We start from the raw sequence: 15,287 nt of genomic DNA on the forward strand, positions 1-15,287 counted from the left end.
ACTCACCACTCAAGATAGTTAACCCTGCTCAAGATAGTTAAATCTCGTTTTTAGCAAACCAAGCCTTTGATGCAGCAATAAAATAAGGATTTAAAATATTCTCTTTGCTGTTGTAGTTAAGGGCATCGCCCTCAGGGTAGCGCAGCACAAGGCCACCAGCGGCTTCTAATACCGCCTGAGCTGCCGCTGTGTCCCACTCGCTGGTAAGCCCAAGCCTTGGGTACACATCTGCCTTGCCTTCGGCCACTAAACAAAACTTAAGTGAGCTGCCAACGCTTTGCATCTGATGCTCGCCAATTTGAGCCAAATAGGCTTGCACATCTGGGCTAATATGAGATCGACTGCCTACTACTACCGGCACTGGGCTTAAAGGCCTTTGGCTAATATCGAGCACAGTCACAACCCCAGCGTGTTCACGCCAAGCGCCTTGTCCTTTAATGCCTGAATAACAAGTCTCGAGCACGGGGGCATGCACCACACCAACCACAGCTTGTCCTTGATGAATAAGGGCGATATTGACGGTAAATTCGCCATTACGCTTAATAAACTCCTTAGTGCCATCTAAAGGGTCAATCAGCCAATAGGTTTGCCACGCTTTGCGCTCATCCCATGAAATATCGGCGGCTTCTTCACTCATGATGGGCCACTGTGGAAACGCTTCGCCTAAGGCTGACACAATCAAATTGTGACTAACAATATCCGCCTCTGTCACTGGGCTTTCATCGGCTTTATTTTGCACCGAAAACTCAGCCTTGCCATACACGGCCATGATCCCATCACCCGCAACGTTGGCGATGCGCACTAAGCTTGCAAGCTCAGCCTCTGAAAAGGTGAAAACCGTCGCTGTTGCCATTTACATCCCCTGTTGTTCTACATTGACTTGGGCGTGCTAAGTAAAACACGGCTTACACCGATTTCACTCTTAACTCGTCTGATTGGCTATTATGCCATTAGTCACCGATTAACAAGGGAATTTTTGGCTATGAGATATGCAAAAGCACGGTAATCATCAGGCTTTAGCCAGTCTAAGCCAAGCCAAGGTCACAGAGAAGAGACTCAAGCCGAGTTGCATTCGTATTCATAATGGGTCATTGGAAAGAATTCGCGGTTTTGGGATGTAGGGACACTGACTCCACGCCCCTCGGTCGTAAAGCTGCACACAAGTCCAGATCTGACTGGCTAACCCAGCCTTAGCTTCTAAGCTTTACTTGTGACTCATTGATGAACACAAGGACTCGATTATGGATAACCACAATATTGATTTCGATTTTATACATAACTTAGAGGGCTTTAGCCTTAAAGGCTATGTGCCAGACCCGACAATAAGCAAATCAGGCGTCACTGTGGCGTCAGGGTTTGACATAGGCCAATGCTCAAAAGATGAAATAACCAGCCATTTCCCTGCCGAACTTGCCGATAAACTACTGCCTTACGTGGGTAAAACAAAACAGGACGCCCTCGACTGTTTGTCTGACACGCCGCTTAAGATAACGGAGCAGGACGCAGTAGAAATAGACAAATACACTAAAGCTGCCGCAGTGGACCGACTGTGTCATTTGTGGCAAAAAGCTAACCCAAAACAACCCTTCGACGCCTTGCCCACCCCTTGCGCTACCATCATAGCCTCGGTGGCATTCCAATATGGTAACCTCGCCAAACGCACCCCTAATTTCTGGCGACAAGTCACCCAAGGTCAATGGCAACAAGCTTTAGCTAACTTGCGAAATTTTGGCGACAAATACGCCACAAGACGCAACAAAGAAGCAGACCTATTAGCTCATTGGCTGGGGAAAAATAACCCTATGAGTACCCAACATTAACGTCATCAACATAAAGCGCAAGCTATCGCACTCATGACTGTCAGTCACAGTGAGTCATCACTGACAGTTAGCGACAGAAATAGCCAGTCTTGAGTGCATATACCAAACGTATTAATTGGATGTAATTGACAGGAAAGCGGCTAAAACCTAACGGCCAAGCCCTTGTTGCATGATCTCTAAACTCTGCAGTAACGTCTCAGCGTCATCCCTTAAGCCAAGCTGGTTTAGCAAGGTGCTAACACACTCGGCGGTGCACAGGCCATAGTCTTTTTGATTGCGCCGCAGCCGATAAACAGAAGGCCCCTTCTGTTCAATTAACACTTTAGTTAGCTCATGCAAATAGGGGCTTTGGTTATACATTTTCTGTGCTTCTTGCCAGGTGGCGTCCAATAAAATCAATCCCTCTGGCGGATTGTCATTGCCGAGATTGCCACTGCCGAGATTGTCACTGCCGAGCACCTTAGCCGAACAGATCGCCCCAACACCCGGGTAGACTAGTGCCCATGCCTCACTGGCAAGCTGAGCCAGTAACAGGCTGCAGGGCTGTTTGCGCTGCCAAACCACAGTGCGCACTTGCAGTGGGCTGTGTTCTGTCAGTAAAGCTGTGACCAATTTCCCTGTGTTGCTCGGACGCTCAAGCTCTCTGCTGTGGGTGAGTAATACTAGGTTCATCGAGGCCATTTTTTAAGCATAGGGTTCTTCAGTGGAGCCTCTTCAATACGCGGTTCTTCATTTTCATATCACTATCCTTGAAGCAAATATTCTTCAGCTTTATCAATGTGATGTGTCTTACCCACTAAGAGTAATATATCGTTTCTTTTCAGTTGCCAGTCGCTGGCAGGATTATCATATTCGGCGCCTTTACGGCGAACCGCCCTGAGTTCCACTTCCAAGCTAATCCAAGGAATGTCGGCCAAGGTTTTCCCTACCGCGCTTGCACTACTGGTCAAGGTCACCGCATGGAGTAAATCTAAAGTAAAGTCAGTTTCAGTACCAGAGAAGAAGCCATGCAGGTATTGATAATGATTGCGCCGCTCTGACTCTAAGCGCTTTAAAATTCGCGCTAGAGGCACCCCACATTGGTATAAGACTTGAGAGACCAACATCAGGCTCCCTTCCAAGGTTTCCGGAATAACCTGAGTGGCGCCCGCCGCTTTAAGTTCGGTTAAATCGCTGTCATCTCGGGTGCGCACCAAAATTTTTGCATCCGGCGCTAATTTGCGGCACAGGGCCAAGGATTCTTCCGATTGTCTCGGCTCGCAAAACGTCAGCACCACCATATTGGCTTGGCGAATGCCTATTTGTTTTAAAATCCCAAGCTTACAGGCATCACCAAAGTACACAGGCTCTGCCGCAGCCCGCGCCTCTGACACCCGAGTGGGATCTAAATCCAGTACGATATATGGCACGGCTTCGGTTTTTAGAAAACGGGCAATGGTTTGTCCTACTCGGCCGTAGCCTAAGATAAGCACTAATTCTTGGCTATCACTGTGGGGCAAGTTTTCCGGCAGCATCTCTTGCCCCCCTTTATAATTGCCCTGCATTTTTTTAGCTATTTTCTGACTATTACGCACAAGCCAAGGCGCGACAGACATAGATAACACCGCAACCATGACCAAAATGGTGCTGACTTGGTTTTCTAATAAATGATAATTCACCGCTAGTGCCAGCAGTACAAAGCTGAATTCGCCAACCTGAGCCAAGCTGATGGCGGTACTCATGGCAATCTTAAAAGGCTCCCCAGCTAACTTTAATAAGCCATAAACCACCCCAGCCTTAGTGAGCACCACGGCCAATAAGATCAAAATAATCTGCCACCAAAATTGCATCACTAAACCAAAATCCAGCAACATACCGATAGAAATAAAGAATAAGCCCATGAGTAAATCGCGAAACGGGCGAATATCTGCCTCAAGCTGACGCCGATACTGACTTTCACCTAGCAACATACCTGCAATAAACGCCCCCAGCGCCATGGACAAGCCAAGCCACTGAGTAAAAGCACCTGTGACTAAGGCCACCACTAAGGTCGACAGTACAAATAGCTCGTTTGAACGGGAGCGCGCCACCTCATCGAAGATCCTCGGCAGCACCCACTTGCCAAAAGACATTAAACCGATAAAGGCTAAAATCCCCTTAAGTAGTCCCCAGGCAATATCGGCCGACCCTATGGGCGCACCATCATTGGACAATAGCGGCAAGACTATTAATAACGGCACCACAGCCAAGTCTTGAAATAACAGCACACTGACGGACAACTCTCCGTGACGGCGTCTAAGCCAGCCCTGCTCATTTAATAGTTTGAGTACTATGGCGGTGGAAGACAGGGCGACCGCAGCACCAATCACTAAGGCCGCCACCCCATCTTGCCCCAACAATAATGCTGTGCCACCAGCAAGCACGGCGGTCACTATCATCTGTGCGCTACCCAAACCAAACACAGTACGGCGCATGGCCCAAAGTCTGGGCACGGAAAATTCAAGCCCCAAAGTGAACATTAACAACACGACTCCAAGTTCAGCCACGGACTGCATTTGCAATTGAGTAAACCAATGAAAGCCACTGGGGCCACTGAGCACGCCCGTTAATAGATAAGCCAAGATAGGCGGTAAGCCGATGCGCCTGAGCAAAGCGATAGCAATAATGGCGATCACCAACATAGATAGGATCTGGATAAAGATACTGTGGTCCATCTATTCATGTACTCCTTGTCAATAAAATGACGACTTCGAGATTAGGGGAATCAGCTTGAATTAGCGCTAATTTTAACGGGGACGCTATTAAAGATAGCAACTATATAAAAAACAACAAAAAATCTTTTTAGGCACAGTTATTGCTTAATAATCCATGTCGGCTGGCTTAGAAGCGAAAAAATGGCTTCATCGTCTAATCAATCGGGCCAGACCACACATTTAGATGTACCTTGTTGGAGTAAACACTATGGATTTTGCCTTAGCAACACAACTGTATCCTGAAGAGTACTGGTATCAGTCTGACTCTTACCTCAAGGATGAGCCAGAGTTCGATCTGATCCAAGTCGTTCAGCAATTACATGCCAGTTTAGAGCCAAGGACAGTCTTTGCCTGCTTCGGCAAAGTCATCGGCCAACATTTGCCTATCCAAGGCATTCAGCTTGCTGTCGAGCAGCAAAAGCTCAGCTGGGGGCGCCACCACGGCTTAAGCTTGCAAAGAAACCTGTGCCACAATGACACTAACATGGCGTTTCAATACCAGTTGTCGGCCCCACTCACACCTTTACAGTTAATGCAGCTTGAGAAAATAGAACCACTGTTTGCTCTGCCTTTTATTAATGCACTTAAATATCAAAAGATGGCCAACCAAGCCATGTTTGATGCATTAACGGGTTTAGGCAATCGCCATTACTATAGTCAATCTATCCTCAATGCCCTCGCTCGTGCCCAACGTAAGCATGGCAAGGTATCCTTAGTGGTGTTGGATTTAGACAGATTTAAAAATTTAAATGATGAATTTGGCCATAAGCTCGGTGACACTGTGCTTATGGAGTTTGCTAAGGTAATCAATAAAGCAATTCGCAATACAGATCAAGCTTTTAGAATTGGTGGCGACGAGTTTGTCATTATCGTTCAGGGTGACGAAGACGCCGCAGGCATATTATGTCATAGGATCATGGAATTTATCCCCACCAACCCTTTGCTCAATCAATTTCAAGTGCAAACAAGTATGGGTGTTGCGGGTCATAAAAGTGCGCAAAACCCAGAGCAGCTTTATGAAATTGCCGATAAAGCCCTGTACAGCGCCAAAGCGGACGGAAGAAACGGCTTTAAAATAGATAAAGCCAGTTAGCACAGGTCTGTTAACGATCACAAAAGAAACAACCCGTTAACATAACAAGCCACTGCTAAGGTGGCTTTTTATTGTCGACTTAAGCAATTTTCACCTAAAAAAGTGAAGTTGTAAGCTTGTTTATGTGAATAATAACCCGGCCGCCATATTCCATTTGATTATTACTTATTACCAATAGCATTATATTTCAAATCAAAAATATGAAAAATGATTATATGCCGAATAACTAAATGATATTAAATACTTTTAAATAAAAAAACATTCAAGACTAACTGTTTTAAAATCAAAATTTTCAACTGTTCCTGCAACTATCTATGGCTTATCAAGCAAAATCCTCCCCTCATTTGTTGTAATACATTTAGGTAGCAACGGGCCTTTTTCCTACGACTTATGTCAAGCCTTGAAAATAACACTTGTCTTAAATTAGCAACTGGAACTAGAATCCAACTCGAAATAAAAATGCAACCTGATTGCAACATAATGGAAACATTAAGTTGGCTGGCAATGTTCGCTGACTGTAGTTGATGACAATAATTAACAGCAAGATTCTCCCTTACATTCCAAGGGACCTGAGGAACAAGCATGATGAAGAAAACTACCCTCCAAATTATCGGACTTAGCGCAGCGCTTTTAAGCACCGGTGCCTTAGCAGATGGCATACGTGCAAGCCTAGCCATGGATAAGCAAAGTTATGCCAGCCAACAAGACGTTTATGTCACTCTGACCTTGACCAATGAAGAACCTAAAGCCGTTAAATTATTAAAATGGTATACCGCCGCCGATGGCGTAGAAGAGGCCCTGTTCAAGGTAAGTGTCGATGGTCAAGAACAGCCCTATTTAGGTGCTCACTACAAGCGTCCTGCACCCACACTGAAAGACTATATTAAACTTAAATCTGGCCAAAGCCTGTCATACAAGATTGAATTATCGTCTCTGTATGACATGTCACAAACGGGTAATTATGAGATTAGCTACGATGTCAGCAACCTTAAGTTAATGGGCCCAGGTACTAGCAAAAACAACAGCTTATCACCTATGAGCCAAAGCCTAAGTAACGAAAAAGTTAAAACAGACAAGGTCAACTTCTATTTAGAAGGCCGAAAAATAGCCTCTCCTACCCATGAATTAACAGCCGATGGCATAGTCAGTACTATGGCCAGCGCTGCAGGCGGTTCGGTGTCATTCACAGGCCGCTGCAGTAACTCAGAGCAGAGTTCTATTTTATCAGGCCTAAGCGCTGCAAGAAGCATGGCAGCTAATGCCAAATCATATATGCAATTTAGCAGCCCAACTACACGTTATAACACTTGGTTTGGTAGCTACAGCTCAAGCCGTTGGAACACTGTTGCTAATAACTTCAGCAACATAGACAGTGCGCTAAACAATGAGCCACTGACCTTCGACTGTAAGTGCAGCAAGAGCTACTTTGCCTACGTATACCCGACTCAGCCTTACAAAGTTTATTTATGTAATGCCTTCTGGAGCGCGCCAACTTCAGGTACTGACTCTAAAGGCGGCACCATCATTCATGAGCTAAGCCACTTTAATATCGTTGCTGGAACTGATGATATCGTTTATGGCCAAAGCGGCGCTAAGTCTCTTGCCATCAGCAATCCAGCACAAGCGATTCAAAATGCTGACAGTCATGAATACTTCGCTGAGAACACGCCTAATCAGAACTAATTGATGAGTGTCATAAAACGGCGATGAGCTAGACTCAAGCTGTGACATAGAGAAAAAAGGCGACCTTGGTTCGCCTTTTTTATTTTCGATTGCTAGCGAGCTATTTTAAAACGAGTTAATGTGATTGCTAAGCATTTATTGCATGGAGGACTCATAATGAAAATCATCATTCACGCCCTAACCGGATTACTTTCCTTATTGCTAATCTCTTCAAACGCCAATGGTCATGTAATTGATGATAAACACCTTGATGGAGCCTTAAACATGACGTCACCAATCAGCTGCAGCGTCACAACGACAGATGAGAAGCGAGTGATCTTGGTTAGCCTAACCAACCACAGCAGCCATACCTGGCAGTTCCTTAGCTGGCACACTCCCTTTGATGCTTGGTTCAGCCGCTTTATGAGTATCACTGTCTTGGGTGGAGAAAGGGACGGTGAAACAGTGCAATACCAAGGGGCGCTGGCCAAACGAGGGGAACCCAATCTCGAGGATTATGAAACGCTAGCTTCAGGGGTAAACTTAGCGGTGGAGTTGGACTTAGCCCAAGCCTATGAACTGCCTGCGGCTAACTATCTCATTACCATTAACCCGTTTGAATTACACCCAGTGGGCAATGACAGCCAAAGCTTCACCTTAGTCTGTCCCACTCTCAAGTTAGCCTTGTAGCAATTAACTTTCATCATACTTCTCATTGGCTTTAAACGCCTTACTTCACAGGGCGCTTTACCGTATCTGTATTGTGTAAAGTCAGCAACATTTTTGAATCAAAGTGCTTTTTCTTCATCTACTGATGGCGGTCTATTTTGCTGTACTTGCTGCCACTGCTAGCTACACTGATGAGGCGAAATAAGCCATGATTTCAGCGGTTGTCATCTCTTTGGTTTCATTGGAAAAGCAGTAGTAACTAGGGCGCATATCGCTAAAGTATTGCATATCCATCTTAAGCCCCTCTAGGTTTGGAAACAGGCCCACAGGCATATTATATTCACCGGTGGCTTTGAATTTATAAAACAAATGCGTGCCGCACTCAGTGCAAAAGCCGCGAGATGCCCAAGCGGATGATTGATACATTTTTACCTTATCATCGCCTTCTATGGTCACTTTAGTGCCACATTTAACCGCGAAAAATGGCGCGCCGCCCCAGGTCCGGCATGATTGGCAGTGACACACGGTAAATTTAGGGTCGATATCTTCGGCAGTGATGTTTACAGCACCACAAAGGCAATTGGCTTCAGAAACAGACATTTGATAACACCTTAATTGATAAACATAATACGACGTATTAGCACAAGCTCTAGCCAGCCCAACAGAAATACAATTAAAACAATGGCATAACAAAACCACATACTGCGTTCAAGTAAAGCTAACTGACTTAGTAACGAAAGAGAGGAAGGCGACCTAGCCCAAATTACGATCTAGATATTCAAAGCGCAGATTGCCCTCACTCTTAGCTTCAAAAGTGGCAACAGCGTTAAAACCACAAGAGGTTAATACATTAACGGAGGCGATATTCTCTGCTGAGGTGTGAGCGATAATTTTACTTATGTTATCAAAGGATAACGCGTGAGCCACTAACATGTTAACCATTTCAGTGGCGTAGCCACGGCGCTGCCACTCTGGCAATACTGAATAGCCAATCTCGACAATCCCATCAGCATCTGGAGGGCCAAAATAACCACCGGCCCCGACTAATGCTCTGGCCCCTTGTGCCGCATCTATGTTGATGGCATACCAGCCGTACCAACCTTGCGCCGCATCGCCACCGGTTTCAAAACACGACAGGAAAAACGCCATCGCATCCCGATCATACTCTCCCGATGGCCAATGTTCTGACACAAATGCGTTTAACTTTTCAGCCAGTAATTCAGGGGTTTCAAGCTCTATGCGAATATGTTCAGCCGATGAAGAAATCATCTCCACTCGCCCTGATTGATGACCCTGTAATAAATTCTGCATTTTACTTCAATGATCCTTTTGTGATGTATAAGTCCGTTTAGTGAGCGCGAGTATATCGTAAACATATTAACAATCAAGATGTTGACTATAAATCTCAGTGTTTAGCTATACCTTTGTATGCTCGATAATTCGATACTGACCAGCTGAAACGACAATTGGCTCAGGGAATCCTTTACCAAGAACCCGCTTACCATCGCTATTTTCACCTTGTTCGTTTTGAAAGCCTTTATTTACAACCAGTTCAAAATGAGCGTAGGATTCCCAGACGACTATGTTGACATATTTTATCGAGCCTTCAGCTTCTCGAATAAAGGATTTGTAAAAAGTTGAACTGACGAAACCTTGTTGTTTTTTAAAATATTCAACATATTCTGCACGGATAGACTCGGCTTCAGCCTCCATGCCTGTTGGAACGACTATAGTATTGATTACACTGATCTGTTCCATTGCTTTACTCCATCTTCCCTGCTAAAAAATCGCTAACATTTTGATCTCACATTCAATCACGCTTATAAAAGATCCCATAAAAAAGAGTTCAAAATTAATTCGTTATTATAGCCCGGTAAGATCCTAACGACTGCAAATATCATCCATTGATATAGGAGGGATCCTGTTGAAATACTCGCTAGTTTTTAATCTGTGGTAGTAATTTTCCATCGATAGATATTAGTCCCTCTTTTATGACCACATCGCCAGTCCAGAGAGAAGCATAAAATTGGCCATCAAGATACACATCTTTGTGGTATCGGCCCACTATCTCTAGGGTGTGCAAATCTGTAGTTCTGCCGAAGGTCACTGTATGCCGTAGAGGGGATGGTGAAGTCTTACCCACTGTTGAGATTGGCGCTAAGTCTTGGCTGAAGGGTTCGATAATTTTTACCGTCAATCCAGGGTGACTGACATTAAATTCAACCCAATCCCCCATTCGAGTCCCCGCATCGGCCCCCGTGAAGCCAGTCAAACCAGCACAACCCGATAAAACAACAAGCAGCGGTAAAAGAGCTGATTTATAAATATGACTCATAGTGAACTCCAGAAAAGTGAATATGAAAGCTCGCCTATGTAGCCAGCGAATCGACAGTTTGTCTAAATAAGCGCTTAGCCTAGAAGATAAGCCCCCTGCTCGTCAATTAAAATACCATACAACTTGCTGATATTAATTGTAAAAAAACATTCCATACAAGATGGAGGGACATGGTAGCCCGTGAGTTCGGGAAGAATTAGTAGAAGAGGCTAGGCAACTCAGTTAACGCTGGGGGGCCAGATTTCTCATTTCTCGCTAGCTTGCATAAATTATTATTGTCACTTACCTTCTTTAAGGTTCTTAGAGTGTGAGCTTTAATCACGTCTAAATTGAACGGACATTTGAAAAAACAATATTTATTTGAGTAACTTACTAAAGGACGTTGATAAGTATGAATATTTCTAAAATACGTTGCACTGCATTATGGATAGGCCGCACGTTAAGCATGTCAGTAGTCATGATACTACCTACAATGGCATCTGATGTGCCTGTTAATCAGTATCATATTGAACCCTCAGAAATTAATTTGATGGCTCAATCCAGCATATTGCTACCATTTAATAATCGGATGTTTTTATATGGCACGGATGCATCTCAGTTTGATTTAACTGACTTCATTTATGTCAATGCCCCTGACTTAACTGATAAAAAAGAGACTATTTCCCATTGGGCCGGATATTACAGTATTAACCCCAAAGTTGTGCTGACGCTGATGGAAATGCAATCTCAATTAATTTCATTCCCTACAGCCGCAGCGCTCAATCGGCCTTTGGGAGCGCTATCGGGTAAGCAAGGTTTTGAAGAGCAGCTACAAGATGTATTATCTCAACTTTCGCAACGTTTTTATGCCTATGAAGAGCTCCAATTAAAAGGTCAACGCCAGCAAAGTACTGAAGCGATTAATGCATCGAGTTTCGCTTTATTGGATCTGTTAAGCAGTAACCCGTTAGAGCAAAAAAATCAAGCTGCCATGGCAAGCGACGAGGTTTTGGGGTTAGATCAATTTTTAGAGCAGTTTAGATTGTTATTTGGCAACAGTGACAGCGAGCTTTTAATGAGTCCTGCACCTAAGAATGGAGTTGCCCTCGATTCGACCCAGTCGATGCAAAACGTGACACCTATGGCAAATGTCACTATAAATAGTTTACCGCCGAGTAACATGCTGCAAATGCCTTGGCGTCAGGGATATTCATGGCAAGCTAATGGTGCTCATTCCCATACTGGGTCTGGCTACCCGCTATCATCTATCGATGTATCCTACGATTGGCCGCAATGGGGTAGTTCGACTTATTCTGTCACTGCAGCTCATGGTGGAACCGTTAATGTGTTGTCTCGCTGCCAAGTGCGGGTGACAAATACTAACGGTTGGGCGACCAACTATTATCATATGGACCAAATTACAGTGCGCAATGGCCAATATGTAAATCCAAATACCGTGATGGGTATCTATGCCAATAATAGAAATACAGCCTTGTGTGAAGGGGGAAGCTCAACAGGGCCCCATTTGCATTTCTCTTTGTTAAAGGATGGACGTCATATGTCGTTGCAAGGCGTGAATTTCGGTCAATACAGAATAAACATTGGTAGTTATAACTATGACAATAACTGCAATCGTTTCAATCTGTTTGATTTAAATAATAATCGTACTCTGTGCGCTTGGACGCCACTGTATAATGCTGGCAGTATCTAATAGATAAGAATAAACCCCTCCTTTGAGGGGTTTATATTATGTTAGATCCCAGATTATGCTGTTTTTACGGTTTTCACTCAGGCCAAAAGCCTGCCGTGAGCAGACTATTGCCTTGGCTCACCGGAAGCGTCCACGGTAGTGTTCAAATTTCTTTTATGGCTCTATTCTTGCGGCGCACACAAGCCATAAACATAATCATCTTTATATTTGTTATTAATGATTGAGTTTTGTTTTAAACAACCTTCTCGTGAAAAGCCGGCTTTTTCTAGCACTTTGTATGAACCTATATTCTTTGTTGAACAGGTAGCAACGAGTTTATTTAAGTTAAGCGTCGTAAATGCGTAGTTCTTAAGGAGCTTTAATGCCTCTGAGGCCACTCCTTTTCCATGGGCTTCAATTCTAAGTAAGTAGCCTACTTCAGCTATCCTTGCTTTATCATTAGTGATTTTTAAACCTATGCTTCCCAACTTTTCACCTGTATTAATTTCGTCAATGGCTAAACACAGCCACTGGCCTACCTCGCCATCCCAAGGCTGGGTACGCTCTTCAAATCTTTTCTTAGTTTCTTCGATAGAAAATGGTTCGAATACATGCTCCATAATTTTTGGGCAAGTATTTAAAACTTTAAACAATTCCCAATCTGATTTATCTAAGAGACGCAGATTTATTGTGTTACTTGATATCTTCACAAAACTTCCTTATTTTTATCAAACCTTTCGCACTAGGGGATCCCCAGATAATCCGTTAATAAAACCTGACTAGCCATTGTAAAACAATAACATAATTTACTTTTGGCATACGCTCAAGCAAGGTTTTGGGATTTCACTGCGAGAAGGCCAATACGCTAGGCGTTTAGGAAGCCGATTAGCTAAAGGGATGGATTTCATTAAGAAACAACAACTGTTTTCCCCACTGATTTGGGCTCTACAAGGGCATGACCAATAATGAGTTGAACAGGATGTTCTAACATCGACAACTTTTTGGTTTAGTAGAGGGAGCAAATCATGCTCTTTATTGTGGCTGTCCTCATTTACTTTTATCCCTTTTATTGATCTTTCGTCAACCACCACAAGCAGAAAAGAAATACAAAAACATTCAACATGATCAACGAAAAGAGCTTGAGAGCCGAATACTGGGAAAAGAACCGATAACGCTGCAGCTTTGCAGGGATGGCGGCATAATCCACATTGCGATAGCAGATCAAATAAGCGAGATAGATCCCTGCCCCCCAAAAAAGTACCACAGCTCCTGTGACTGGCCCTTTAAAGGTTTCTACTAGCTGCAGCTTCTGTAAGGCCATAGCCCAATCCAGCAAGGGAATGTCTAAGTATTGCAGCACACATAAGAGTGCCATTAGCTGGAAGGGGATGATGACCATCCCCAAGAATATAATGCCCCCTGGGCGGAACGGCTGTCTATCTGATTTTCGGTCATTCTCAATGCACCAATAAAAGATATAAAGATAATAACAACGCATAAACTCGAGCATATAATTCTCATTTGAGCACGGCGATCAATTTTGCCGCTGTGCGGTTTTCACGTTAAGTAGCAAAAATCAGGCCAGCCATTGTAAAACAATAACATAAAGCACTTTTGGCATACGCTCAAGCAAGGTTTTAGGATTTCACTGCGTGAAGGCCAATACGCTAGGCGTTTAAGGAAGACATTTTAATTATAATGACACCCATTGTTAAATTTTTTTGGATTTAGTCTTTAAGATTTTAAGCACACAGCTAACACTGAAACTAACGAGTTGAGCTTAGGTGATTTGCGAGACGACCGTCTACTCTTGTAAAAAAGTAGGACGTCGAAGCGAGCTACAGGGAAGTATTCACGCGTGTCGTAGAGTGAACACCTGAGTGAGACTGTATGACCATTTCAATCAACCAGTGAATAGTGCCAAAACTCTGTTTTCGTTCACTTACTCATTAATCTAAATATTGATATTAACCATCGCAGCATTTGTGAGTCCTTTCACATCAGAAAGGATGTTCTACTTTAGTTGAAATCAAGAGCCATGGACGAATCTGGGTTAAATCAAAACGCTGCGTGTCGTAGACTTTCTCGAGACAAATGCGCCATGGCAAGCCTGTATAGCGAAATTAAACAAACTCCCTTTGATAATCTTCTGGTTTAAGCATTAAATCTCACAAACCAACACTCACGCCGATGCGGTATTGCTCATCGAGTTGAGCAAGGTAACTGTGCCAGCTATTGTCTGCAGCCGTGTCAGCTTTCTCACTACAACCTGCCTGCTCTAGCTCTTGTTTTAGTTCCAGTTCTAAACCAGAACCTGCATTTAAGCCCAGCTGCAAAGGTACGGACAGCCAATTCAGTGACTCGGCTCGATTTATCCGTGTCATCACCGCTTGTTGCGCTGGCGAATAGTCGATGTCAGCTGAGACTGGTTCTGGTGTGACTGGTTCTGGAGAGTTAACACTCACAACGCCACTTTCAGCACTATTGAAGCCAAACAAGCCATCCAAGCTTAGGCTGTGGATCTTTGGCCCTTGGCTGCTGTTGTTGCTGCTGCTGTTAATACTAGAAGTACTAGAAGTGCTAGAAGTGCTGTCAGTGCTGTCAGTGCTGTCACTGTTTTGGAGATGGCGCGCGGCGTTAATATCGAAGCTGAAACTTGCCAGTACCATGGCAAGACCTTTACCGCAGGCCTTGATATAGGATTCCTTCAGTGCCCATAAGTCGAAGAAACGATCCCGCTGCTTGGATGCATCTAAGGCCAATAAGTCACTGATTTCAGCCTCTGCAAAGTAGCGCTTAAGGATAGTGTGGATGTTAGTGCTGTCGCGGCGGCGCTCGATATCTACGCCCAAAGCGTACCGCTTGCCATGAGTCGGCGCTTGCAGCACTCCAATCAATAACCACTCGCCAGAGTGACTTAAGTTAAAGTTTATTCCCGTTTGGGCGTACTGCGCCGCCGTTAATTCAGGCTTGCCCTGCTTGCCGTAATCAAATTGCCACTGCTCGGGTAAACACGTCTCATGTGAAAGCGTCCCATGCAAAGACTGCCTATGCAAAGACAGCACATGGCGTAAACCTGCCCTGACAATTAAGGCATTATTGCGACTTTTTGGCTGATAACGGCCAACTTTGGCTTGCTCATCGTCACTGAGGCACTTGAGTAACAGCGCGCGTTGAGATGAATTTATGGCGGCTAACGGCAACAGGTATAGATGCACCTCGCTAACGAGTGGTTCGTTTGCTAGCAGCTCACGGGCTTGGGCTCCACAAGAGGAAAGCGCGTTGGAAGAAAGCTCATTGGGCATAG

Annotated in this window: 15 protein-coding genes; 5 read left to right on the forward strand and 10 right to left on the reverse strand. The window is 44.4% G+C overall.

Translation table 11 applies throughout. From position 1 onward, the window contains the following. Positions 1-37: 37 nt before the first annotated feature. Positions 38-853: a 3'(2'),5'-bisphosphate nucleotidase CysQ gene (cysQ, locus tag SDEN_RS13590; RefSeq protein WP_011497041.1), complete on the reverse strand. Its 816-nt coding sequence runs from the start codon at positions 851-853 to the stop codon at positions 38-40. Between the two features lie 388 nt (positions 854-1,241). On the opposite strand from cysQ, the gene SDEN_RS13595 reads away from it, so the two are divergent. Next, complete coding sequence (locus tag SDEN_RS13595) at positions 1,242-1,820, forward strand: pesticin C-terminus-like muramidase (RefSeq protein ID WP_011497042.1); 579 nt, start codon at positions 1,242-1,244, stop codon at positions 1,818-1,820. A gap of 147 nt (positions 1,821-1,967) precedes the next feature. On the opposite strand, the gene SDEN_RS13600 is transcribed toward SDEN_RS13595, so the two are convergent. Beyond that, positions 1,968-2,492: a DTW domain-containing protein gene (locus tag SDEN_RS13600; protein ID WP_041406380.1), complete on the reverse strand. Its 525-nt coding sequence runs from the start codon at positions 2,490-2,492 to the stop codon at positions 1,968-1,970. 71 nt (positions 2,493-2,563) lie between these two features. Next, a complete protein-coding gene (locus SDEN_RS13605) occupies positions 2,564-4,513 on the reverse strand; it encodes a monovalent cation:proton antiporter family protein (protein WP_011497044.1) in 1,950 nt (649 codons plus the stop codon). Positions 4,514-4,760: 247 nt separating this feature from the next. Between SDEN_RS13605 and SDEN_RS13610 the strand changes: the two genes are divergently transcribed. The 3 genes from SDEN_RS13610 (at position 4,761) to SDEN_RS19895 (ending at position 7,997) form a co-directional block, all read left to right on the forward strand. After that, entirely contained in the window at positions 4,761-5,645 is an 885-nt protein-coding gene (locus tag SDEN_RS13610) for a GGDEF domain-containing protein (protein WP_011497045.1), read from the forward strand. Between the two features lie 582 nt (positions 5,646-6,227). Continuing rightward, a complete protein-coding gene (locus SDEN_RS13615) occupies positions 6,228-7,328 on the forward strand; it encodes a M35 family metallo-endopeptidase (protein WP_011497046.1) in 1,101 nt (366 codons plus the stop codon). 156 nt (positions 7,329-7,484) lie between these two features. Then, positions 7,485-7,997 carry a hypothetical protein gene (locus SDEN_RS19895; protein ID WP_011497047.1) on the forward strand — a complete coding sequence of 171 codons (513 nt, stop codon included), beginning with the start codon at positions 7,485-7,487 and terminating at the stop codon, positions 7,995-7,997. 162 nt (positions 7,998-8,159) lie between these two features. Here SDEN_RS19895 and SDEN_RS13625 read toward each other — a convergent pair whose 3' ends face one another. The 4 genes from SDEN_RS13625 to SDEN_RS13640 all read right to left on the reverse strand — a co-directional run bounded on the left by SDEN_RS13625 (position 8,160) and on the right by SDEN_RS13640 (position 10,311). Continuing rightward, the gene (locus SDEN_RS13625) at positions 8,160-8,576 is read right to left on the reverse strand and encodes a GFA family protein (RefSeq protein ID WP_011497048.1); all 417 of its coding nucleotides are present in this window, start codon (positions 8,574-8,576) and stop codon (positions 8,160-8,162) included. 153 nt (positions 8,577-8,729) lie between these two features. After that, positions 8,730-9,287 (reverse strand): GNAT family N-acetyltransferase, encoded by a 558-nt coding sequence (locus SDEN_RS13630; protein WP_232279894.1) that lies wholly within the window; start codon positions 9,285-9,287, stop codon positions 8,730-8,732. Between the two features lie 105 nt (positions 9,288-9,392). Then, entirely contained in the window at positions 9,393-9,734 is a 342-nt protein-coding gene (locus SDEN_RS13635; protein WP_011497050.1) for an antibiotic biosynthesis monooxygenase family protein, read from the reverse strand. Between the two features lie 178 nt (positions 9,735-9,912). Continuing rightward, on the reverse strand, positions 9,913-10,311 hold the full coding sequence (locus tag SDEN_RS13640; RefSeq protein ID WP_011497051.1) for a hypothetical protein: 399 nt from the start codon (positions 10,309-10,311) through the stop codon (positions 9,913-9,915). A gap of 391 nt (positions 10,312-10,702) precedes the next feature. On the opposite strand from SDEN_RS13640, the gene SDEN_RS13645 reads away from it, so the two are divergent. Further along, positions 10,703-12,001, forward strand: coding sequence for a M23 family metallopeptidase (locus tag SDEN_RS13645; RefSeq protein ID WP_011497052.1), 1,299 nt, complete (start codon positions 10,703-10,705; stop codon positions 11,999-12,001). A gap of 161 nt (positions 12,002-12,162) precedes the next feature. Here SDEN_RS13645 and SDEN_RS13650 read toward each other — a convergent pair whose 3' ends face one another. From SDEN_RS13650 to SDEN_RS20955, 3 genes are all read right to left on the reverse strand, one after another. Continuing rightward, positions 12,163-12,690, reverse strand: a complete 528-nt coding sequence (locus SDEN_RS13650) for a GNAT family N-acetyltransferase (protein ID WP_011497053.1) — start codon at positions 12,688-12,690, stop codon at positions 12,163-12,165. A 356-nt stretch (positions 12,691-13,046) separates the two neighbouring features. Next, complete coding sequence (locus tag SDEN_RS13655; protein ID WP_011497054.1) at positions 13,047-13,490, reverse strand: hypothetical protein; 444 nt, start codon at positions 13,488-13,490, stop codon at positions 13,047-13,049. A gap of 658 nt (positions 13,491-14,148) precedes the next feature. Further along, the gene (locus SDEN_RS20955; RefSeq protein ID WP_011497055.1) at positions 14,149-15,285 is read right to left on the reverse strand and encodes a 4'-phosphopantetheinyl transferase family protein; all 1,137 of its coding nucleotides are present in this window, start codon (positions 15,283-15,285) and stop codon (positions 14,149-14,151) included. Positions 15,286-15,287: the final 2 nt, after the last annotated feature.

The organism is Shewanella denitrificans OS217, assembly GCF_000013765.1.
GTDB lineage: Bacteria > Pseudomonadota > Gammaproteobacteria > Enterobacterales > Shewanellaceae > Shewanella > Shewanella denitrificans.

Bases quoted from the DNA above. Each gene is read 5' to 3' on its own strand.
- SDEN_RS13635 (WP_011497050.1), bottom strand. From the start codon at position 9,734: ATGGAACAGATCAGTGTAATCAATACTATAGTCGTTCCAACAGGCATG.
- SDEN_RS20955 (WP_011497055.1), bottom strand. From the start codon at position 15,285: ATGCCCAATGAGCTTTCTTCCAACGCGCTTTCCTCTTGTGGAGCCCAA.
- SDEN_RS13655 (WP_011497054.1), bottom strand. From the start codon at position 13,490: ATGCTCGAGTTTATGCGTTGTTATTATCTTTATATCTTTTATTGGTGC.
- SDEN_RS13595 (WP_011497042.1), top strand. From the start codon at position 1,242: ATGGATAACCACAATATTGATTTCGATTTTATACATAACTTAGAGGGC.
- SDEN_RS13640 (WP_011497051.1), bottom strand. From the start codon at position 10,311: ATGAGTCATATTTATAAATCAGCTCTTTTACCGCTGCTTGTTGTTTTA.
- cysQ (WP_011497041.1), bottom strand. From the start codon at position 853: ATGGCAACAGCGACGGTTTTCACCTTTTCAGAGGCTGAGCTTGCAAGC.
- SDEN_RS13630 (WP_232279894.1), bottom strand. From the start codon at position 9,287: ATGCAGAATTTATTACAGGGTCATCAATCAGGGCGAGTGGAGATGATT.
- SDEN_RS13600 (WP_041406380.1), bottom strand. From the start codon at position 2,492: ATGAACCTAGTATTACTCACCCACAGCAGAGAGCTTGAGCGTCCGAGC.
- SDEN_RS13625 (WP_011497048.1), bottom strand. From the start codon at position 8,576: ATGTCTGTTTCTGAAGCCAATTGCCTTTGTGGTGCTGTAAACATCACT.
- SDEN_RS13610 (WP_011497045.1), top strand. From the start codon at position 4,761: ATGGATTTTGCCTTAGCAACACAACTGTATCCTGAAGAGTACTGGTAT.
- SDEN_RS19895 (WP_011497047.1), top strand. From the start codon at position 7,485: ATGAAAATCATCATTCACGCCCTAACCGGATTACTTTCCTTATTGCTA.
- SDEN_RS13645 (WP_011497052.1), top strand. From the start codon at position 10,703: ATGAATATTTCTAAAATACGTTGCACTGCATTATGGATAGGCCGCACG.
- SDEN_RS13615 (WP_011497046.1), top strand. From the start codon at position 6,228: ATGATGAAGAAAACTACCCTCCAAATTATCGGACTTAGCGCAGCGCTT.
- SDEN_RS13605 (WP_011497044.1), bottom strand. From the start codon at position 4,513: ATGGACCACAGTATCTTTATCCAGATCCTATCTATGTTGGTGATCGCC.